24 protein-coding genes and 1 tRNA gene are annotated in these 20,733 nt (G+C 60.5%); 13 read left to right on the forward strand and 12 right to left on the reverse strand.

Features of this window, described 5'->3' with window-relative positions; all coding sequences use genetic code 11:
* Window positions 1–14: 14 nt before the first annotated feature.
* Window positions 15–104: transfer RNA gene (locus ABD653_RS05875), tRNA-Ser, on the reverse strand.
* Window positions 105–218: 114 nt separating this feature from the next.
* On the opposite strand from ABD653_RS05875, the gene ABD653_RS05880 reads away from it, so the two are divergent.
* Genes ABD653_RS05880 through ABD653_RS05895 form a run of 4 tightly spaced genes read left to right on the forward strand, consistent with a single transcriptional unit; the run spans window position 219 to window position 2,254 of the window.
* Entirely contained in the window at window positions 219–623 is a 405-nt protein-coding gene (locus tag ABD653_RS05880) for a metallopeptidase family protein (RefSeq protein ID WP_160777824.1), read from the forward strand.
* A 43-nt stretch (window positions 624–666) separates the two neighbouring features.
* A complete protein-coding gene (locus ABD653_RS05885; protein WP_160777825.1) occupies window positions 667–858 on the forward strand; it encodes a hypothetical protein in 192 nt (63 codons plus the stop codon).
* 47 nt (window positions 859–905) lie between these two features.
* Complete coding sequence (locus tag ABD653_RS05890; RefSeq protein ID WP_160777826.1) at window positions 906–1,940, forward strand: peptidylprolyl isomerase; 1,035 nt, start codon at window positions 906–908, stop codon at window positions 1,938–1,940.
* On the forward strand, window positions 1,937–2,254 hold the full coding sequence (locus ABD653_RS05895) for a DUF1905 domain-containing protein (RefSeq protein ID WP_160777827.1): 318 nt from the start codon (window positions 1,937–1,939) through the stop codon (window positions 2,252–2,254). Before ABD653_RS05890 ends, ABD653_RS05895 begins: the two co-directional genes overlap by 4 nt.
* Here the strand turns inward: ABD653_RS05895 and ABD653_RS05900 are convergent.
* Entirely contained in the window at window positions 2,251–2,610 is a 360-nt protein-coding gene (locus ABD653_RS05900) for a VOC family protein (protein ID WP_160777828.1), read from the reverse strand. The two genes, ABD653_RS05895 and ABD653_RS05900, sit on opposite strands and share 4 nt — an antisense overlap.
* A complete protein-coding gene (locus ABD653_RS05905; RefSeq protein WP_160777829.1) occupies window positions 2,610–4,703 on the reverse strand; it encodes a RelA/SpoT family protein in 2,094 nt (697 codons plus the stop codon). Before ABD653_RS05905 ends, ABD653_RS05900 begins: the two co-directional genes overlap by 1 nt.
* 125 nt (window positions 4,704–4,828) lie before the next feature.
* Here ABD653_RS05905 and ABD653_RS05910 point away from each other — a divergent pair, with 125 nt between their 5' ends.
* A complete protein-coding gene (locus ABD653_RS05910; protein WP_160777830.1) occupies window positions 4,829–6,184 on the forward strand; it encodes a patatin-like phospholipase family protein in 1,356 nt (451 codons plus the stop codon).
* Window positions 6,185–6,190: 6 nt separating this feature from the next.
* On the opposite strand, the gene ABD653_RS05915 is transcribed toward ABD653_RS05910, so the two are convergent.
* Complete coding sequence (locus ABD653_RS05915; protein WP_199801057.1) at window positions 6,191–7,066, reverse strand: Rieske (2Fe-2S) protein; 876 nt, start codon at window positions 7,064–7,066, stop codon at window positions 6,191–6,193.
* Between the two features lie 4 nt (window positions 7,067–7,070).
* Complete coding sequence (gene hemF, locus ABD653_RS05920) at window positions 7,071–7,928, reverse strand: oxygen-dependent coproporphyrinogen oxidase (RefSeq protein ID WP_160777831.1); 858 nt, start codon at window positions 7,926–7,928, stop codon at window positions 7,071–7,073.
* A gap of 44 nt (window positions 7,929–7,972) precedes the next feature.
* Here hemF and pdeM point away from each other — a divergent pair, with 44 nt between their 5' ends.
* The 7 genes from pdeM (at window position 7,973) to ABD653_RS05955 (ending at window position 15,305) form a co-directional block, all read left to right on the forward strand.
* On the forward strand, window positions 7,973–8,674 hold the full coding sequence (gene pdeM, locus ABD653_RS05925) for a ligase-associated DNA damage response endonuclease PdeM (RefSeq protein WP_160780252.1): 702 nt from the start codon (window positions 7,973–7,975) through the stop codon (window positions 8,672–8,674).
* Between the two features lie 113 nt (window positions 8,675–8,787).
* Window positions 8,788–9,306 carry a translation initiation factor IF-3 gene (infC, locus tag ABD653_RS05930; RefSeq protein WP_160777832.1) on the forward strand — a complete coding sequence of 173 codons (519 nt, stop codon included), beginning with the start codon at window positions 8,788–8,790 and terminating at the stop codon, window positions 9,304–9,306.
* Between the two features lie 130 nt (window positions 9,307–9,436).
* Window positions 9,437–10,846, forward strand: a complete 1,410-nt coding sequence (locus ABD653_RS05935; protein WP_160777833.1) for an SLC13 family permease — start codon at window positions 9,437–9,439, stop codon at window positions 10,844–10,846.
* 169 nt (window positions 10,847–11,015) lie between these two features.
* Entirely contained in the window at window positions 11,016–12,335 is a 1,320-nt protein-coding gene (locus tag ABD653_RS05940; RefSeq protein ID WP_160777834.1) for a cystathionine gamma-synthase family protein, read from the forward strand.
* A 4-nt stretch (window positions 12,336–12,339) separates the two neighbouring features.
* Window positions 12,340–13,500, forward strand: coding sequence for a formate-dependent phosphoribosylglycinamide formyltransferase (gene purT / locus ABD653_RS05945; RefSeq protein WP_160777835.1), 1,161 nt, complete (start codon window positions 12,340–12,342; stop codon window positions 13,498–13,500).
* A 3-nt stretch (window positions 13,501–13,503) separates the two neighbouring features.
* The gene (locus ABD653_RS05950; protein ID WP_160777836.1) at window positions 13,504–14,316 is read left to right on the forward strand and encodes an SDR family NAD(P)-dependent oxidoreductase; all 813 of its coding nucleotides are present in this window, start codon (window positions 13,504–13,506) and stop codon (window positions 14,314–14,316) included.
* 77 nt (window positions 14,317–14,393) lie between these two features.
* Window positions 14,394–15,305: an alpha/beta hydrolase gene (locus ABD653_RS05955; RefSeq protein ID WP_160777837.1), complete on the forward strand. Its 912-nt coding sequence runs from the start codon at window positions 14,394–14,396 to the stop codon at window positions 15,303–15,305.
* Window positions 15,306–15,382: 77 nt separating this feature from the next.
* On the opposite strand, the gene ABD653_RS05960 is transcribed toward ABD653_RS05955, so the two are convergent.
* Window positions 15,383–15,916: a J domain-containing protein gene (locus tag ABD653_RS05960; protein ID WP_160777838.1), complete on the reverse strand. Its 534-nt coding sequence runs from the start codon at window positions 15,914–15,916 to the stop codon at window positions 15,383–15,385.
* Between the two features lie 179 nt (window positions 15,917–16,095).
* Between ABD653_RS05960 and ABD653_RS05965 the strand changes: the two genes are divergently transcribed.
* A complete protein-coding gene (locus ABD653_RS05965; protein WP_160777839.1) occupies window positions 16,096–16,236 on the forward strand; it encodes a hypothetical protein in 141 nt (46 codons plus the stop codon).
* A 59-nt stretch (window positions 16,237–16,295) separates the two neighbouring features.
* On the opposite strand, the gene pal is transcribed toward ABD653_RS05965, so the two are convergent.
* The 6 genes from pal to ABD653_RS05995 form a co-directional block, all read right to left on the reverse strand.
* Window positions 16,296–16,811 (reverse strand): peptidoglycan-associated lipoprotein Pal, encoded by a 516-nt coding sequence (gene pal, locus ABD653_RS05970; protein WP_199801058.1) that lies wholly within the window; start codon window positions 16,809–16,811, stop codon window positions 16,296–16,298.
* A 62-nt stretch (window positions 16,812–16,873) separates the two neighbouring features.
* Entirely contained in the window at window positions 16,874–18,292 is a 1,419-nt protein-coding gene (tolB, locus tag ABD653_RS05975) for a Tol-Pal system beta propeller repeat protein TolB (RefSeq protein WP_160777840.1), read from the reverse strand.
* Window positions 18,289–19,104 (reverse strand): energy transducer TonB, encoded by an 816-nt coding sequence (locus ABD653_RS05980; protein ID WP_160777841.1) that lies wholly within the window; start codon window positions 19,102–19,104, stop codon window positions 18,289–18,291. Before ABD653_RS05980 ends, tolB begins: the two co-directional genes overlap by 4 nt.
* Before the next feature lie 9 nt (window positions 19,105–19,113).
* Window positions 19,114–19,557 (reverse strand): ExbD/TolR family protein, encoded by a 444-nt coding sequence (locus ABD653_RS05985; protein WP_160777842.1) that lies wholly within the window; start codon window positions 19,555–19,557, stop codon window positions 19,114–19,116.
* Between the two features lies 1 nt (window position 19,558).
* The gene (gene tolQ / locus ABD653_RS05990; RefSeq protein ID WP_160777843.1) at window positions 19,559–20,257 is read right to left on the reverse strand and encodes a protein TolQ; all 699 of its coding nucleotides are present in this window, start codon (window positions 20,255–20,257) and stop codon (window positions 19,559–19,561) included.
* The gene (locus ABD653_RS05995) at window positions 20,254–20,727 is read right to left on the reverse strand and encodes a YbgC/FadM family acyl-CoA thioesterase (RefSeq protein ID WP_160777844.1); all 474 of its coding nucleotides are present in this window, start codon (window positions 20,725–20,727) and stop codon (window positions 20,254–20,256) included. The genes tolQ and ABD653_RS05995 overlap by 4 nt, the downstream gene beginning before the upstream one ends.
* Window positions 20,728–20,733: the final 6 nt, after the last annotated feature.

Raw genomic sequence — 20,733 nt, forward strand, 5'->3', positions numbered from 1 at the left:
CGGCAAGTGAAGGGTGGCGGAGACGGTGGGATTCGAACCCACGAAAGAGTTGCCCCTTTACACACTTTCCAGGCGTGCGCCTTCGACCACTCGGCCACGTCTCCGCATTCTTGACCGCGCCATCGCTTCGCTACCTGAGCGCAAGGAAGCCCTGCAAGAGCGGGCGCGTCTAGCCGCCCCGTCTTGCCGTTGCAAGCCGCTCTGACTACCTCGCAGACATGACCCGCATTTTTGGCACCCCGATCACTCTGGCGGAAATGGAGGCGCTGGGCCGCGCCGCGCTGGCGCGCCTGCCTGCCGCCTTCCGCGCACAGATGGGAGATGTGGTATTCCAAGTGCAGGATTTCGCCGACAGCGAGACGTTGCAATCGCTCGGGATGGAGAACCCGTTCCAGCTGACCGGATTGTATGAAGGCCATGCCCTGACTGAGCGCAGCATCGAGATGTCGGGCACCCTGCCCACCCGCATCCGCCTGTTCCGCCGCCCGATCCTAGACGAATGGGCCGAGCGGGGAAACGAGACGCTTGAACACCTGGTGGCCCATGTGGTGATCCACGAGGTCGGCCATCATTTCGGATTGAGCGATGCAGATATGCACGCCCTGGAGGATATGACCGAATAGGGAACGCTTTGCCGCAATCGGCCGTTGCCCCGGCATGGAACACATGCGCACCCCCGTTCACACACCCAGCCCGGACATTGCCGGAGACGAGCAATTCCACCGGAGCCCGCGCAATATGGCATCACGGGTCAAGGCCGGGCTGCGCTTCTTCACCCGCCGCGGCAAGCTCGACCTGACACGCGACAGCTCACAGCACCGTCGCTACGCCTTCCTTTACGAAGACATGATGAACTAACCCGCCCGGGGCTTGCCATTGCCCGCACGCATGGCAGTGTGTGCGGCATGAAGAGACTCCTAGCCGCGACGTGTGCACTCGCCCTTCCCCTGGCTCTTGGCGTGCCTTTGGCTGCGCAAGAGGCGAACGAGGGCGCGCCTTCCCCCAACCAGATCGTAGATAGCGCCCAGCAAGCGGAATGGATCAGAATCGCTGCGGAGGACCTGCTGGTGATGACGCTTGCGCCGGATGCTGAGGGCAATGCGCGCGGAGTCGTGATCCAGCTGATGCCCGCGCCGTTCAGCCAGGGCTGGGTCAGCAACATCCGCACCCTCGCCCGAGCCGGGTGGTATGACGGGATCAGCGTCAACCGGGTGCAGGACAATTACGTCGTCCAGTGGGGCGATCCCAATTATGACAATCCGGAGGCTAGCGGCGAGGCGAAGGCGTTGCCCGACGGGCTCAAGGTGATGAGGGAAAGCGACTACGTCCAATCAGAAATTGCATGGGACCTAGATGCGTTCGCGGAGCGTCTGGCAAAGGATTTGCCTAATCTTGCGGCCTCGACTTTTACATCCAATGTAAGACGTTCGACCCGCTCCGATCCATACGCGGAAGGTAACTTCCTCGATAAAGGCTGGCCGATCGCTGGCAATAGTAAAGAGGGGCAAAGCTGGCCCGTCCACTGCTACGGGATGGTCGGTGTCGGGCGGGGCTACTCACCGGATACCGGCTCAGGCGCAGAACTCTACACCGTGATTGGCCACGCGCCGCGGCATCTGGATCGCAATATCGCGCTGGTGGGGCGAATCATTGCCGGGATGGAGCACCTCTCTTCGCTGCCGCGCGGCAAGGGCGCGCTGGGCTTTTATGCCGAGGATGAGCTGGAGAAGCGCACGCCGATCCTTTCAATCCGCGTCGCCAGCGATTTGCCCGACGAGGATCAACCCGCGTTCGAATATCTCTCCACCGAGAGCGATACTCTCGCGAAATATACCGAAGCCCGTGCCAATCGCCGCGATCCGTTCTTCATCACCCCGGCTGGTGGCGCAGATATTTGCAACATTCCCGTGCCGATCCGCCCGGTTGCCGCCGCTGAATGAGTGACATCCTTACCCATGCCGGCCCGCTGTGGCGCTGGACGGCAACCAACGGGGTCAGCTGGCACTTCATCAGTATCGATGGCGATGCGGGCGAGGAAATGAGCGGGATCGAGGCGATGCGGCGGCTGGAACTGGGCCGCAAGCGCGGCTTTCGCTCGGTCAAGGTGAAGGCGCGGATCGGGGAAACAGAATGGTCCACTTCCTGCTTCCCGAGCGACGATGGCGGCTGGCTGCTGCCGATCAAGGCGCCGGTGCGCAAGGCTGAGAGCATTGCCGAGGGCGACGAAGTATCGGTGCGGTTGGAGCTGGTCTAGAGCTTCTGCATCAGCTCGATACGATTGCCGAACGGATCACTGGTGAAGAAACGGTCATAGCCCTCCACCGGCATATCATCATTCGTTGCGTACCCTGCGTCGTTTAGCCGTTTCCTCAGATCCGCGAGATCATCCACCAGCAGGGCTGGATGCGCCTTCGTTGCCGGGCGAAAGTCGGGATCGATACCGATATGCAAGTTGAGCGATCCGCTTTCAAACCAGCACCCCTTGGGCGAAAGGTTTGCCGGCTTGGCCACTTCCTGCATCCCCAACACACCCACGAAGAAGGCACGCGCCTCGTCTTCGCCACCCTTGGGAACGGAAAGCTGGACATGATCGAGACCGAGTACTGCCATTACATGCGCTCCGCCTGCGCAACCGCATCGCTCGCCCTCAGCGCGCTCAGCATACGGGTAAGATGTGCCAGATCCTGCACCTCCAGATCGATCTCGTAGCTGGTGAAGGGATGGTCGAGATGCGTTTGCAGCAGGCTTTTCACATTGACGTGGTTCTTGGCAAAAATGCCGGCCATTTCTGCCAGCGTTCCGGGCCGGTCATACAGGGTAACGCGCAGGCGACCGATCGCGCCATGACTGCGCTTGCCCCATTGCAAATCGATCCAGTCACTGTCGATCCCGCTTGCCAGCGTAAGGCAATCGATCGTGTGAACCTCGACCCCCTCCTTGGGCTTGCGGGTTCCGACGATCCTGTCGCCCGGTACGGGGTGGCAGCATTCGGCAAGCTGGAAGCCCACGCCTGGCGTCAGGCCACGGATAGAGATGGCGCGATCACGCTTGGACCAGTCAGGTTCCTCCAGCGCGAACTCCGCAGTGCAACCCGGCACCAGCGCTTCCATCACTTCGAGATCATCGAGGTCCGCTGACCCGATCGCATACATCAGCGCTTCTTCATCATCGAGGTCCAGCCGCTTCACCGCTTCGCGAACCGCTTTCTTGCCGATCTTGGCAGGCACCCTGTCGGCGATTTCTTCGAACAGCTTCTTGCCCAGCGCGGCCACTTCGCCGCGCTCCTTCTGGCGCACAGCCCGGCGGATAGAGGCCCTTGCCTTGCCCGTCACGACAAAGCCCAGCCAGCTCATCTGCGGCTCGGCCTCCTTGCCTTTGATAATTTCGACGACATCGCCATTGTCGAGCACGGTGCGCAGCGGAACATGACGATTGTTGACCTTCGCCCCGACTGTCTGTGCGCCCAGATCGGTATGCACTGCAAACGCGAAATCGACTGGCGTCGCGCCCTTGGGAAGCTGGAACAGTGCTCCTTTTGGAGTGAAGGCAAAGATGCGATCCTGGTACACCGCCATGCGGGTATGTTCGAGCAACTCTTCGGCATCATGGCTGGCATCGACGATTTCGATCAGATCGCGCAACCAACCGACCTGCCCGTCGGCATGATCGGCCTGCTTGTAAGCCCAATGCGCCGCGAGCCCGAATTCATTGCGGCGATGCATGTCCTGATCGCGGATTTGCACTTCGACCCGCATCGAGTTTTCGTAAATCAGCGATGTGTGCAGGCTGCGATAGCCGTTATTCTTGGGCGTGGAGACATAATCCTTGAAGCGCCCGGGCAGGAATTGCCACACGGTGTGCAGAACGCCCAGCGCGCGGTAACAATCCTCGACATTCTCGGTCAGCACGCGGAATGCGAAGATGTCTGTGATCTGTTCGAAATTGACGTGGCGCTCGGCCATCTTTTTCCAGATCGAATAGGGGTGTTTCTCGCGCCCGGTGACTTCGACCTGCAAGCCTGCTTCGGCCAGCGCCTGTTTGATCTTGAGAGCGATGGCATCGACTTGCTGGCCATCCTGTTTGCGGATCTGCTCGAGCCGCCCGGTAATGGTCGCGAAGGCATCCGGCTCGAGTTGTTCAAACGCCAGCGCCTGCATCTCGCGCATATATTCATACATGCCGACACGCTCTGCCAGCGGGGCATAGATGTCCATCGTCTCGCGCGCGATCCGCTGGCGCTTTTCGGGCTTCTTGATGTGATGCAGCGTGCGCATATTGTGCAGCCGGTCGCCCAGCTTGACCAGCAGCACGCGAATGTCCTCGCTCATTGCGAGCAAGAACTTGCGCAAATTCTCGGCCGCCCGTTCGTTCTCGGGCATCTGCTCGATCTTCGAAAGCTTGGTCACGCCATCAACCAGCCGCGCGACATCCTTGCCGAAATTGTGTTCGATATCCTCGATCGTAGCGAGCGTATCTTCGACCGTATCGTGGAGCAGCGCGGTGATGATCGAAGTCTGGTCCAGCCGCAAATCGGTCATCAAACCAGCGACTTCGACCGGGTGGCTGAAATACGGGTCACCGCTGGCCCGCTTCTGGCTGCCATGCTTTTGCACGGTATAAACATAGGCGCGATTCAGCAGCGCCTCGTCGACGTCTGGGTCGTATTCCTTGACCCGTTCGATAAGTTCATACTGTCGCAGCATCTTCCCACCAATGAATGTGGCTGGATTGACTGATATTGCAATGCAAAATGCGTTTTGGTCCTATCGCTTCGAATGCACAGCGCTATGGTTGCAACCAATCGCACGACGATTGACGGGGGGTTGCCATGGGTTCGATGTTGAAATTGCTGACGCTTGCAGTGGGTGGAGCATTGTTGGCCGGGTGCGGTCAGGTGGCGCAGATCACGCCGGAAAACCGGATGTGCAATTTCGTACAATACCCGCTCAAGGTCGATGCGCCGCCCGGGCATAGTGTCGATGACGGCGAGCTTTCACCCTTTGCCACAGCGATCGAACAAAGCCTGGCGGCACATGATGTGAAGTTTGGCCGCGGTGACCATCCCAAGGTGCTGTCATTTTCCGGCGGCAGCGAACACGGAGCCTTTGGCGCTGGCATCCTGAAGGGCTGGGGCGGCGACGGCGATGTGCCCGATCTTCAGGTCGTTACAGGCATCAGCACCGGCTCGATCCTCTCCACCTTTGCCTTTGTAGACCGGGCAGACCTGGCGGTTGACGGTTATACGATCGAGCGCGAGAGCCAGTTGATCAATGTCTATGCCAAGCCCACCGATGGGAAACCCGGCCCGGCCAACTTCCTCAGCCTGATCCGTAAGGGAGCGTTCGGCGATCTTGACCCTCTGCGGACCCGGATCGGCAGCTATCTGACCGAAGATATCATGCGCGAAGTCGTCTGGCGCCACGAAGAAGGTCGCCGACTGTTCGTGGGTGTCGTCGACGCTGACAGCGGACAAGGCGCCGCGTTCGATATGGGCGATATGGCCAAGCGCTATACCACCAACCACCAAGGCAAGGCCGAGCAATGGAAGGATTGCTATATCAGCGCGATCATTGCCTCGTCTTCGACCCCTATGGCCGCGCCGCCCGTATTCATCGACAATATCATGTATGTCGATGGCGGCGTGCGTTTCGGTTTATTTGGCGACGATGTGATCAAGGTTTTCAAGCGGCGCAATGCCGCACGCGAGGAAGATGCCAACGCGCCTGATGCGCCAGTCGTTTATGCTGTCGTCAACGGAACGCTGACCCTCCCGCCCCCGGCTTGCCCGAAAGAAGACCCCTCGCTGTGCACCGAGGACAGGCCACTTGGCCCGCCTGAAGGGCAGCACAAGAATTGGAACATCATGGAACTGGCGCTGCGATCCGAACGGATCCTGGTCAACCAGGTGTTCCGGTTCAGTGCGGACTCGGTGGAGGCAGAGGCCTGCGAAGGGTCAGGCTGTTTCAATTTCCTGCGCATCGATCCCGATGTCGAGGAATTCCGGATCGCCCTGCCCAACCCGCTCAATGGCGGTGATGTCGAGAATCTGACCTGTCCGCAATGGAAAGCCATCGATATCAAGGCCGACAATCCGATCGAATTCCACAAACGCTACATGCGTTGCCTGATTGCCTATGGGGACTCGAAAGTCGGCCAAAGCCGGTGGGGATTTCCAGACAGCTAGACCAAGTCAGGGCTGCGGCAGCGCAACCACCAGATTGCCGTTCGAGGTGATTGTGCAAGGATAGGTCGCCAAGGCGCCGCAACGCTTTGCCTGCTCTTGGCCCGTAGCAAGATCGAAGCGATAGCCATGCCATGGACAGGCTATGGTTCCGTCCTCTGCGGGTGAGGTTTCGTCCAGCGGGCCAAGCGCATGTGGGCACCGCGCGGCATGCGCCATCCAGCCGCCGTTCCAGTATCGCACCAGGACCTGCAGCTCACCCAGATGCCCGCGATGCAAGGCGCTCCGGTCGAGACCGGCTTCGGGGCCAAGCACCCATTCGGCGGTTGGCTCGGTCGGGCTTTCGCGCTGCGCCTTACGTTCATCAAGCGCTTCCTGCCGGCCCAGCATCAGCGCCTCATCCTCGTTGTAAAGAGTGGCGTATTGTGCCTGCAGATAGGCGAGGATCATACCGCCCTGTTGTTCGGTTTCTGGCGCTTGCGGTGCGTAGAAGCGTACATCGACGGTGATTCCGCCGTCTTCGCGTTCGGTCGCTTGCGTGTGGATCTGGGTGCCCTGCCCCGGCCCCTCGACAACTGTCGTCGCCCAATAATGGCGGGCGTTATCGACCAGCAATTCGATCAGTTGCCCACCGCCATTGTTCGGAAGCGATGTCTTGCAGCGCCAGCCCCACGTCCCTGCTTCCACCAGCTCGATCGCGGCAAAGGAGGAAGGATGCACAAACGGCAAATGCTCCCAATCATGCGCGTTTTCCATCATCCGCGTCAGGTTGGAAGGAATATCGCGGACATAGTTGCCGAGGTAGTGAAGCGTTTCGACGCAATCGTAGTTCACCGCATCGGAACGACCTGCGAACGCGGCCCGGTCGCTCTCCGCAACTCCCACCCGCCTAGCTCCACACCGCTTCGGGCGGCAGGCTCATCAGGATCGCGTCGATATTGCCGCCGGTCTTGAGGCCAAACAGAGTTCCACGGTCATAGACCAGGTTGAACTCGGCATAGCGGCCGCGCCATTCGAGCTGGGTCTGCTTTTCTTCCGGTGTGAAGTCTGCCCCCATCCGGCGGCGCACCAGTTGCGGGAAGACATCCAGAAAGGCCTCGCCCACATCACGGGTGAAGGCGAGATTGCGCTCGAACGCGGCTTCATCGTCGCATTCCAGGTGATCATAGAAAATCCCGCCGACGCCGCGATGGCACTGACGGTGGGGAATGTAGAAATACTCGTCCGCCCATTTCTTGAAACGGTCATAGTAGGTCGGGTTGTGCCCGGCACAGGCTGCACGGAAGCGGGCGTGGAAATCCTGCGTGTCTTGCTCGTAGGGGATTGGCGGATTGAGATCCGCCCCGCCGCCAAACCATGCCGCCTGCGTTGTCAGGAAACGGGTGTTCATATGCACTGCCGGCACATGCGGATTGGCCATATGTGCCACCAGGCTGATGCCGGTGGCGGTGAAGCCCGGATTTTCGGGGCTGGCCCCGTTGATCGTCGCGGCAAACTCCGGCGCGAAGCTGCCCCGAACGGTCGAGATATTGACGCCGACTTTCTCGAACACCTTGCCCTTCATCAGGCCCTGGACCCCTCCGCCAGGATCCGCATTGCCCTCTTCCTCGCGCTGCCACGGCGTGTATGCGAACGCAGCGTCGGAGCCTGCCTCGCGTTCGATCTCTTCAAAAGCGGCGCAAATCCGGTCGCGCAGGCTTTCGAACCAGGCGCGGGCTTCGTCGGTCTGAGTTGTCCAGTCGGTCATCCCTTCCTCTTGCCAAACCGCATGAGTCGCGGCAAGTGAAGCGCATGGTTCCCGTTTCGTTCGCAGGCCAGGAAATGTTCCTGACGCAATCCAACGCGCTTTACTGGCCCGCTGAACAAGCGCTGCTGGTGGCGGACCTGCATCTTGAGAAAGCCAGTTTTTATGCCCGGCACGGGCAGATGCTGCCCCCCTATGATAGCCGCGAGACGCTGGAGCGAGTGGCCGATGCGGTCAAGTTGACGGGCGCGCGGCGGGTCATCACGCTGGGTGACAATTTCCACGACGTCGAAGGGACCGCAAGCCTTGAGCCCCATGCCGCCGGAGTGCTCGAAGCGCTGACCCGCTCGCTCGACTGGATTTGGATCACTGGCAACCATGACGAGACCATGCACCGCACCTATGGTGGCGACATGGCCGAAGAGCTGGAAGTTAGCGGGATCGTGCTGCGCCACCAGGCCCGGCGCGGAGAGACACGACCCGAGCTGTCCGGCCATTACCACCCAAAGATGCGCGTCCGCGTGCGCCAACGGCATATCAGCAGGCCCTGTGCGGTGCGCGCAATCAGCGATGGCGCGGATCGCATGATCCTCCCTGCGTTCGGGACGCTGACCGGAGGAATGGACGCAGGCGATCCGGAAATTCTGAAAGTGCTGCAACCTGCACGTGCAATTGACGCTCTCGTGCCCGTTCGCACGCGCCTCTCCAGCTTCCCGCTCTGGCGCGCCGAAGACACACGCGTGGCCTAATTCGGAGAGAATTCCGCAAGCCCTTTGCGAATCCTTCACTCTCGCCCTACATAGCCCCCAGATTCACAGGCAATTCAGGAGAAAGCCCCATAGCCCGTCCACCACGTCGTTCCATGCAGCCGCCGGTCAAGAGCGGTCCGCGATACGACAATCTCATCCAGTCACCCAAGGTGCGCGTGATCGATCACGAAGGCGAAAACCTTGGCGTAATGTACACCCGCGAAGCAACCGAGCAGGCCAACGAGCTAGGCCTCAACCTGGTCGAAGTGTCTCCCAATGCAGACCCGCCCGTGTGCAAATTCCTTGATGTCGGCAAACACCGTTACGAGGCGCAGAAGAAGGCAAACCTCGCACGCAAGACGCAGAAAACGCAAGATATCAAGGAAGTGAAGATGCGTCCGAACATCGACACCCATGATTATGACGTGAAGATGCGGAACGTGAACAAGTTCATCGACAATGGTGACAAGGTGAAGGTGACGCTGCGCTTTCGCGGGCGTGAAATGGCGCACCAGAATCTGGGTATGGACCTGCTCAAGCGGGTTCAGGACGATATGGCAGAGACCGCCAAGGTCGAGGCGTTTCCGCGCCTCGAGGGGCGCCAGATGCTGATGGTGCTGGCCCCGAAATAGCGGCGCTAGGCATTTCCGAAATTTAAAGGGCGTCCGGAAACGGGCGCCCTTTTTGTACGATCAAGCGGCGGGCCGTTGCTAGGCCGAAGCCCGGTTGTTAGAGCCTCTCTATCGGGAGGGATTGCATCACATGACTGCACAACGGATCGGCCTGCTGACAGGCGCGATTGCCCTGCTCTTGGGCATTTTCGCTCCGACGCCCGATGGATTGAGCCGCGAAGGTCTGATCGTTGCGGGGCTGGTTGTGCTGATGGCCAGCTGGTGGATGACAGAGGCCCTGCCACTGACAGCCACGGCATTGATGCCATTTCTGGTGCTTCCTTTCGCAGGGATATCCAACGCCAGGGAGACCGCCTCGACGTACTACTCGCCGATCCTCTTCCTGTTGCTGGGCGGCGCATTTATCGCCCTCGCGATCGAGCGGACGGGCCTGCACAAACGGCTCAGCCTCGCGATCCTGCGAACGATCGGCACCAGCGGTGGCCAATCGCGGCTGCTGCTGGCCTTCATGATCAGCGCCGCGCTGCTTTCCATGATGATCTCCAACACCTCGACCAGCCTGATCATGATGCCGATGGCTCTGGCTGTGCTGGCGGGCGGCGGAATTGCGGCAGAAGATCGTGACGGGCTTGCGGGCGCTCTCCCTATGGGTATCGCCTTTGCCGCCAGCATCGGCGGGCTGGGCACGCTGGTCGGCTCACCTACCAATGCCATCGCTGTCGGCTTGCTGGACGAAACCATCGGGATGGAAATCACCTTCGCCGAATGGACACTCTATGGCCTGCCGGTGGTGATTGTTGGTGTGCCCTTGGCCGCGTGGATTATCTCGTATTTCCAGAAAGTCGATGATCACCCGTTTGACGTGGCCAGCGCCCGCAATGCGATCGAGGTCGGCACCGGGTGGTCGACTGCGGAACGCCGCCTTGTACCGGTGGTGGCGCTCACCTTCGTGTTGTGGATGACCTTGCCGATCGTGCGCGATTACCTGCCTGCGGGCTCGTGGACCAACGGCACAATCGCCATCGCGGCCAGCCTCGCCTTGTTCCTGCTGCCGGATGGCACAGGGCGACCACTGCTGGTATGGAAAGAAGCCGACCGTGCCCCGTGGGGGGTCATCATGATGTTTGGCGGCGGGTTGGCCCTCGCTGCCGGCATGACCAAAAGCGGGTTGGCCGAATGGCTGGGGCAAGCCTTGCTGCCGCTCTCTGCCGTGCCGCTGCTGGTTGTCGCGCTGGCGCTGGTGGCGATGGTCATCCTCATCACCGAATTCGCCAGCAATGTTGCAACCGCGACCGGTATCATTCCGATTATCGGCAGCCTGGTGGTTGCGCTGGGCGCAGACCCGATACTGCTCGCGATGCCTGCGGCGCTTGCTGCCAGCTGGGGATTCATGCTGCCTGCCGGCACCGGTCCGAATGCCATCGCCTGGTCCACCGGTCACATCAAAATCGGCAATATGGTCAAGGCCGGTTTTGTGCTCGACCTGATCGGGATTGGCTTGATCGTCGGCCTGGTCTGGGCTGTTGCCGCACTGGTCTGACACACGCCTCACTGTAGTTGAAAAGGCGCAGTGGAAGCGATAATCGCCGCACATCATATTCGCCATCCGGTGCAGATGCGTTCCTGCGGAGGTTAGGAACGGGCGGCCCGGTTGCAAACTCAGCTCCTGCCTTCCTGGGGGCGCCGTTACTAGGAAGGAGTCATCCCCGATGACCGACGCCGTTGATTCAACCGACACACCGACCCCGCGCCGCAATCCGAAACCGAAGGTTACCCAGATCAACGGTCGCGACATGAAGCCCAGCACACTGATGATGGGCCACGGCTTTGACCCGGCCCTCTCCGAAGGGTCGCTGAAATCGCCGATCTTCCTCACCAGCACTTTCGCCTTCGAAAACGCGGCCGCCGGTAAACGCCATTTCGAAGGCATCACGGGCCAGCGCCCCGGTGGTGCCGACGGGCTGGTCTATTCACGCTTCAATGCGCCCAACCAGGAAATCCTCGAAGATCGCCTCGCGATTTGGGACGGCGCAGAAGAAGCGCTGAGTTTCTCCAGCGGGATGACGGCCATTGCGATCCTGATGCTGGCCGCGTGCAAGGCCGGTGACGTGATCGTCCATTCCGGCCCGCTCTATGCTGCCAGCGAAGGCTTTGTTGCCAAGACCATGGCCAAGTATGGCGTCACCTATATCGATTTCCCGGCAGGCGCGAGCCGCGAAGAGCTTGATGCCGTGATGACAAAAGCCAAGACCCAAGCCGAAGCGCAGGGCGGCGAAGTGCCGCTGATTTATCTCGAAAGCCCGGCCAACCCGACAAATGCCCTGGTCGATATCGAAGCCGTCCGCGACGTACGCGATGCGCATTTCGATGCGGATCGCTGCCCGATTGCGATCGACAACACATTCCTTGGCCCCCTGTGGCAGCGTCCGCTGGAGCATGGCGCGGATTTGGTCGTGTACTCGCTGACCAAATATGTCGGCGGCCATTCGGACCTCGTGGCCGGGAGCGTTGCAGGGCCCAAGCGCTTCATCGATGCTATCCGTGCCCTGCGCAACACGATGGGCGGCATCGCCGATCCCAACACGGCCTGGATGCTGTGCCGCAGCCTCGAAACCGTGGAGCTGCGGATGCAGCGCGCGGGCGAGAATGCAGAGAAGGTATGCGCCTTCCTCAAGAGCCATCCCAAGGTCACCGGCCTGGGTTATCTCGGCATGATCGAAGATGCGCGCCAGCAGGACATTTATGATCGCCATTGCCTTGGTGCGGGGTCGACCTTCTCGGTCTTCATCAAGGGCGGCGAGGCGGAGTGTTTCCGGTTCCTCGACCATCTCAAGATTGCGAAGCTCGCCGTCAGCCTGGGCGGGACTGAAACGCTCGCCAGCCACCCGGCCAGCATGACGCACCTTTCCGTGCCCCCTGCCCGCAAGGAAGCCCTTGGCATTACCGATAGCCTGGTACGCATTTCCATCGGGATCGAGGATGCGGACGATCTGATCGCCGACTTCGAGCAAGCGCTGGAGCACGTCTGAGCCTATGGCGCATACCGCGAAGATCCTTCTCCTTGGCTCGGGTGAACTGGGCCGCGAATTCGTCATCTCGGCCAAGCGGCTGGGGGCGTATGTGGTGGCCTGCGATGCCTATGCCGATGCGCCTGCCATGCAGATGGCGGATGCGGCAGAGGTTTTCTCGATGCTCGACCCGGAGGCGCTGCGGGCCGCGATTGCCAAGCATGCGCCAGATTTCGTAGTGCCGGAAGTGGAAGCGATCCGGACTGAAGTGCTGGCCGAGATAGAAGCAGAGGGTACGCGTGTAGTTCCCTCTGCCCGCGCCACCCAGATGACCATGAACCGCGACGCGATCCGCGATCTCGCCGCGCAGGATCTGGGCGTCACAACCTCACGCTATCGCTATGCCAAGAACCTGGAAGAAGTGGTGGCAGCAGCAGAGTTCACCGGTTTTCCCTGTGTGATCAAGCCGGTCATGTCCTCAAGTGGCAAGGGTCAGAGCACGATACGCGATTCTGGCGAACTGGAGGAAGCATGGGACTATGCCGTCGCCAATATGCGTGGTGATCGCAAACGGGTGATCGTCGAACAGTTCATCGATTTCGACTACGAAATCACCTTGTTGACGGTGCGCCATAACAATGGCGTGACCTTCTGCCCGCCCATCGGCCACCGGCAGGAACGCGGCGATTACCGTGAGAGCTGGCAACCCACTCCCATGTCCGATGCCGCTATTGCCGCTGCGCAGGATATGGCCCGCAAAGTCGTCGATGATCTGGGCGGCTTCGGCTTGTTCGGAGTCGAGTTCTTTGTGAAGGGCGAAGAGGTGATCTTCTCTGAATTGTCCCCCCGCCCGCATGACACCGGGATGGTCACCTCCATCAGCCAGAACCTGTCCGAATTTGACCTGCATGCCCGCGCCATCCTGGGCCTTGCGATCCCGGAGATGATCCGCGCCCGCCCCTCCGCCAGTGCGGTAATCCTGGCCGATCAGGACAGCGAGGCTGTATCCTATTCCGGCCTTGCAGACGCGATGGCAGATGGCGCGGATGTCCGCATTTTTGGAAAACCCACGACACGTCCCTATCGCCGGATGGGCGTTGCCCTGGCCACTGGCTCGACAACGGACGAAGCGCGCGCAGCTGCCGTCGCTACCGCTAGCAAGGTGCATATTCACTACGGAGATTAAGCCATGGCAGATCGCAAACCCGTTTTTCTGGTCATTGGCGCTGGCGCCGGGATCGGTGGCCATGCGGCAAAGCGGTTTGCTGCCGGGGGCTATCATGCTGTCCTTGCGCGCCGTTCGGATGAAAAGGGGCTCCAGCGGCTTGTTGGACAAATCGAGGACGCGGGAGGGTCGGCGAGCGGCCTCCTGCTGAACGCCTCCGAAGATGGAGCGATCGAGGATCTGGTTGCGCAGGTGGAACAGGACATTGGCCCTATTGAAAGCGCGCTCTACAATTTGGGTGCCCAGATCGGAAACCGGAAACTGCACGACACGCCGCATCGCACCTTCGAACTGGGATGGCGGCTTGGGTGCTATGGCGTTTTCCGTCTCGCCCACGCAATGTTCCCCGCGATGGTCGAGCGCGCCAATAACGGGCGTAACGGCTCGCTCCTGGTCACGTCCGCGACATCCGCGGTGCGCGGCAATGCCGGGCAGCACAGCCATGCCGCGGCAATGGGAGGGCGCAGGATGCTATGCCAGACTCTCAACGCAGAATTCGGTCCGCAAGGCATTCACGTCGCCCATATCGTGGTCGACGGCGCGGTCGATGCTCCGGATACGCTGGGGAAACTGCTGGGCGACAAATTCGAGGCGTTCAAACAGTCCAAAGGCGAAGAAGGCGTTATCGATCCGGCAGCCCTGGCGGAAACCTATTGGCATCTGGCACAACAGCCCAAGAACTGCTGGACCCACGAAGTCGATGCCCGCCCCTGGACCGATGTTGCGTGGTGGAATGACAATCCGAATTCGGCGATTGATACGCAAGCCAAGCGGTAATTAAGGCCATTGCCCGCTCAGCGATGACACCAGTCTCTTTCTGCCTTAGGTTTATCGCCGAGAGGGAGAACAGAGGCATGATCGTTCATCGCCGCACAATTCTGGCATTTACTGCACTGGTCCTCGCATCTCCAGCGCTTGCGATCGGCGGCAAGGGTAGTGGACGTATCGAGACCCTAACTGCGTTCTCCGAGGCGCGTGATGTGGTTCCTCGCGTGAGGGTTTTCCTCCCGCCTGGCTACGGTTCGACAGAGCAATTGTATAAGACACTATACATGCTGGACGGTCAGTATGCTTTCGAGGGCGATAGCGACGGCGTGAGTTTCGAAGCCGATCGCCGCGTCACTCGATTGATGGCTGCCGGGACCATACAACCCACGATTGTCGTCGCAATCGACAATCTCGGAGAGGAACGCTTCCTCCAATACATGCCGGAAACCATCTACGATCGAGCCTCTCCGGAGGTTCGCAACACAGTCGAGCGAGAAATCAAACGAGTGGGAGCTACCTCGCTATCGTCGAAGTCTTTTGTCGCGTTTATCCAGGAACAACTAAAGCCGTTTATCGACACAAACTACCAAACATCTCCTGATCGCTTGGACACCGCAATCTTCGGTGCGAGCATGGCAGGCGTTATGTCCGGCGCGATTTTTGTCGAAGCGCAAGAGACGTTCGGCCTCGGTGCCTCAATGTCGCCGAATTGGGCAATATACGATGAGCGATTCATCGACCATCCATCACTGCCTTCGCTTTGGCAGGACTATTTCTTGTCCTTAGGCGCACCGGAAGGACGCAGGTTTTGGCTAGATCACGGGACACAGATGATGGACGCTGGCATGGTGCCCCATCAATTGGCGATCGCAGAAGGCATGACGAACCTCGGGTGGCAAAGAGGCTGTAATTTGCAAACTCGCGTTTACGATGCTGGCCATGCCTTTGCGCAAACCGCCACCCAGATGGATGAGGTGCTCGCGTGGCTGCTGGCATGATTCAGACGCCCGTTGTCTAGGCGAGACCTGCCTGGAACGAATGTTTCGAACTGGTTCGAGAGCCGACGTAGGTTCTCCTACCCCTTCCACTCGCGCCGTTCTTCGGCAGCTTTGAGCACTTCGTAGGAAACCTGCAGCTTCTGGAATTCCTCGGCCGCCTCGGCATCGCCCGGTTTCACATCCGGGTGCACCGCCTTGGCCTTGACCCGATACGCCTTCTTGATCGCGGCGAAGTCGGCGTCAGCTTCGAGTTCCAGCACATCGAGCGCGCGCATTTCATCCGCGCTGCGTGATCCGTCACCTGATCCGGCCCAGCCAAAATGAGACGCTTCCGCGTAACCAGCGTTTTCGGTCTGCTCGGATTTGGTGCGCGCGGCCTTCTCGGCCTTGTCCAGACCTTCGAAGTAGTCCCAGCCCTTATTGTATTCGGCGGCATGTTTTTGGCAAAACATCCAGCGATCCGGGCTGTTCGGAGCTTTGGGGGCCGGACAATCTCCGGGCTCCTCGCACAAATGCCGGTCACACAACCGCACGGTCGTGGTTTCACGCGAGCTGTCATAGCTGCGCCAGCGAGGAAAACCCCAATCATTGGAACGCCGCGCCTTAGGCATGGCCGCTCATCCGTGTTGTTGGTCGAGAAAACATTGTCGTCAATCTAGGCGATCTTGCGCCGTCTGAAAAGTTCGGGAACAAAGTTGCATTGTGAAATGTTGCATCGCAATACAAACTTCACAATCCGGCGCTATCAGGTGCCGGATCGACCCATTCGAGAACCGGCATGAACACGTCCATGAGCAAGCAACTTACCTTCTCCGCCACGATCTGCGCGCTTACCATGGCTGTGTTCGCGATCAGCATGGCGCCGGGGATGCCCGGTGGCGGCAAGTCGCATGACACGGTCGCTCTGACGATCGCTGCCATCCAGCGCTGATAGCGCAAAAAGATGCCCCCGCCGAAGCGGGGGCAATGTATCGCACTTGATAGTCCAGACTAGTTGATCACTACGGTAACCGCACGGCGGTTCTGTGCCCATGCCTGCGCGGTCGATGCCGTTGCAACCGGGCGTTCTTCACCATAGCTCACCGTCGCGATGCGGTTGGCCGGAACACCCAGGCTGACCAGATAGTTCTTGGCCGCATTAGCGCGGCGTTCACCCAGCGCCAGGTTGTAGTCACGCGTGCCGCGCTCGTCGGCATGCCCTTCGATTGTCACCGACACGTTCTGATACTGGCCCAGATATTGCGCCTGCGATTGCAGAGCTGCAGCGTCAGCGCTGTCGATATTGAACCGGTCGGTATCGAAATAGATCACGTTTTGCCCGTTCACAGCATTCACAAAGTGCTGCTGCGATCCGACAGCGGGGCCAGCCGGAGTCGTGGGACCGGTATCGATCGGTGGTGCGACCGGGCCCGGCTCAGGCGGCAGATCTTCGGGTGCCTTGGTCTGGCAGGCGGCAAGGCTGGCAGTCCCGGCCAGCAGCATCAAAGAAGCAAAACGTGTTTTCATGGCAATTTCCTCACCTAAATTGGCCCCCAATTCAGCGCGACTCGCTCTGTTGTCTAACCACCCTAGGGCAAAATCGGTCCCCATGCAGGGTCTGATGCATCAACCGGTGTCGGCAGGCGGCGCAGATTGTCTCCTGTAAGATCAACCTGATACAATGCGGTGCTACCAGTATTTCTCTCTGTGCGGAAGAACTGGATGATCCGGCCGTTAGGCGCCCAGGTCGGCGCCTCATCCTGCCAGCCGCTGCTCAATTTGCGGAAGTTGCGGCCATTGGGGCTCATCACCGCGACATTGAAGTCTCCCGGAATGTAGGTGAAAGCAATCTGGTCGCCACGCGGACTCCATTCCGGGGTCGCGGCACGCCCGCCAAAGAAGCTGATCCGGCGTTGGTCTGACCCGTCTGCATCCATGATGTAGACTTGCTGGCTGCCCGAGCGATCACTTTCGAACACAATCCGGCTTCCGTCGGGAGAGTAAGACCCGCCCACATCGATGCCTGGCTCGTTGGTCAGGCGCACGCTCGGACCGCCTTCCGCCGACACGCGATAGATATCGGTATTGCCGTTGACCGCCATCGAATAAAGGATCCAGTTTCCATCCGGGCTCCAGCGCGGTGCGAAGGTCGGATTGGTGCTCTGAGTGACAAGCTGTTGCCGCCCGGTGCCGATATCGTAGATGTAGATGCGCGGATTGCCATCGACATAGCTGAGATAGAGCAACCGGCGATAATCGGGTGAATAACGCGGCGTCAGTGCGGTCGCTCGCCCGGTCGTGATAAAGCGGTGATTGGCCCCGTCACTGTCCATGATCGCGAGCCGTTTCGTCCGGTTATCCTTAGGCCCGGTCTCGGCGATATAGGCGATCCGGCTATCGAAGAACGGGCTTTCCCCGGTCAGGCGCGCATAGACCATGTCGGAGCATTTATGCGCAGCACGGCGCCAGTCGGCCGGGGGCACAATCCAGCCGCCCCGGTCCAGCTCATCCCTCAGCGCCATGTCATAGAGATAGCAGCCAACAATCAGGTTGCCGTCGCCACGTTTGCGGACATAGCCATGGACCAGCATTTCGGCACCACGGTTTGACCAGGTCGGCCATTGCGGATCGGTGATCTGCGGGAATGTCGGCTTGGGCAAGGCATCGGGGCCGGTGGGCTCGAACAGGCCGTTATTCTTCAGATTGTTGGTGATGATCCGCGCAAGCTCTGCCCCCAGAGCAGCGGTACCACTGGCATTGGCAGGGGTGGGTGCATCGCGGTCGGCTGCAAAGGCAGGGATGGCAATGCCCAAATCATCGAGATTTCCTTCGAACGAGACCGAACCTGTGAGGCCACCCTCCCCTTCATCGTCCTGTACCGACGTATCGTCGACCGTCTCGACCGGGCCATCGGGTGGAGGCGGCGCGCCCAGATCCTGCGCCGCCAATGGAGCAGCGATCAGGGCAAAAGGTGCCAGGGCAAGGGGTACGGGGGCAAAAATCTTCATTGCGAGAGTTTCCAGTCGAAGCTGAAGGCCGACACATTCTTCCAAGCGTTGTAATATTCGGGCGGCAAGTCGAACGGGGCAGCCAGTTGCACAGCGCGGATGGCCTGTTCTGCATGGCGGCCGGCCTGGGCACGGTTCACATCATTGATACCGCGCTGGCGCACCACGCGCGGACGACCGGCGAGCGAGCCGTCTTCATTGAGACGGAACTGCAGCACGGTCACGATGTCTTCCACCTCCGGTCCACTCGGTGGCTGCCATTCCGGTTTGATCTTGCGGGCGATGGCCTGGACCAGCGAGGCCTTGGCACTCGCCCCGATCTGCGACGCCGGTATCCGTGTTTCTTGTGTGCGCGTGCTCGAACCCGCACCATCCAGGAAATTGTCGCCCAGATTGGAGGCCCGGGGCGGAGCAGGCGCGCGTGTTGGCCGGGGACGCGGCGCGCTGGTCTGGCGAGGTCGCGGCGCAGTGGTGGCGCGCGGGCGCGGTGTTGCGCGGGTGGTCGGGCGCGGGCGCGGCGCCGTGGTGGCGCGCGGTTGCGGGGGTTGCGGTGCGACCTGCGGCTCTGGCGGTGGAGGCGAAGGCTGGTCCGACAGTTCCGGCGCCGTAGCAGCACGGCTTTCCGGCACAATCTGGGGCGCCTGCGCTTTCAGGCCGACATCCTCGGCCAGATTGACCGTTACCCGCTCAGGCATTTCGACCGCTTCGCGCGATTCAGGTTGAAGCAGCAGGACCGCGACCAGCGCGACATGCAGCGCAACTGCCACCCCGAGACCGAGGCCTTCTTCGCGGCTGAGGGCGATGGCTGCCATAGTCAGGAGCTATGGCTGATCGGATGAACCGCTGGTGACCAGCGATATCGAGTTGAAACCGGCGCGATTGAGTTCGCCCATCACAGCCATCACGCGCCCGTAATCAAGCGTCCGGTCGGCACGCAGCGTAATATCGGGCCTGCCACCGTCAGCTTGCGCCGGCAGGGCAGCGAGCCCTTCTGCGAAACGACCCGGGATCTGCGGCTCGTCATTGATGTAGATCGTGCCGTCATTGCCCACCGAGACGGTTACCGTCTCGACCTCTTGCGGCAGCGCGTTGGCGCGGCTTTCCGGCAAATCGACCGGGACGCCTGAGTTCAATAGCGGCGCAGTGACCATGAAGATGATCAGCAACACCAGCATCACGTCCACAAATGGCGTGACGTTGATCTCCGCCATCGGTGCGCGCCGGGAATTGCGCCCGCGCTTCGACGAGAGGACTCCCATCGCCATGCTAGAGCCGCTCCAGCTCGCGGCTGAGATTGGCGTGAAACTTGTCGGCGAAGCGCTGCAGCTTGGCCTCGAACATGTTCACGCCATTGCTGAACCGGTTGTAGGCGATCACCGCCGGGATGGCCGCAAACAGGCCGATGGCGGTGGCAAAAAGTGCCTCCGAAATACCCGGTGCCACGACAGCGAGTGAGGAGCTTTCTTGCGCGCCGATCTGGAAGAAGCTGTTCATGATGCCCCAGACGGTGCCGAACAGGCCGACAAAGGGCGCGACAGAGCCAACCGTGGCCAGGAAATTGAGCCGCGCGGCCAGTTCGTCTGCCTCCTGCGCGATCTGCCCGGCCATGGCATTGGCGATCCGCCCACTTGCCGCTTCGCGATCTTTCAGCCCCTTTGCGGTCGAGCGTTTCCATTCATTCATGGCGCTGCCAGCGATCCTGACGGAGGGGACATCCTTCTTGCGATACAGCCCCATGACGGACTCGAAATCGTCGGCCTGCCAGAAATCGCTTTCGAACTTGGCGGAGCGCCGCTTCGCCCCGTTTAGCCGCAGGCCGAAACTGACGATAATCATCCAGCTCCAGATGGAGGCGAGGATCAGGCCCAGCATGACGGCCTGGACCACGATGTCGGCATCCAGAAACAGCTCCAGCGGATCGAGCCGGGTAGAGGCGCCACCAGTGGCAGCAGCGGGCAAGGTCATTGCGGGATTTCCTCGGATAGTACGGGTTTGAAAGCTTCGCGCCACGCGTCGGGTTGGCGTTTTGGGCGACCTTCGGGCGAGACAAAGCCGACCCGGAAGAGTGCTTCAGTCAGCAATTCGTCGCCGCGAAAGGCGCGCTGGTGCATCTTGACCGACGCCGACCGCAGATCGGTGCACAACGTCTTGATCACCACATCATCATCCAGCTTGGCCGGCCGCAAATATTTCATTGCCAGATCGACCACCGCATAGGCACCCTCGCCGGCTTCAATCGCTTCGCGCTGGTCAATATCGAGCAAACGCAAAATGTCGGACCGGGCGCGTTCGAACCAGCGTAAATAATTGGCGTGGTAAGTGATGCCGGAAAGATCGGTATCTTCGTAATAGACCCGCACAGCATAGAGATGGACAGGGCCATCGAATATGCCGCCCGGTGGATTGGGGCCAGAAGTGGTCGGAGAAACGCTCATAGGTTG

This window comes from Parerythrobacter jejuensis (genome assembly GCF_039536765.1).
Taxonomy (GTDB): Bacteria; Pseudomonadota; Alphaproteobacteria; order Sphingomonadales; family Sphingomonadaceae; genus Parerythrobacter; species Parerythrobacter jejuensis.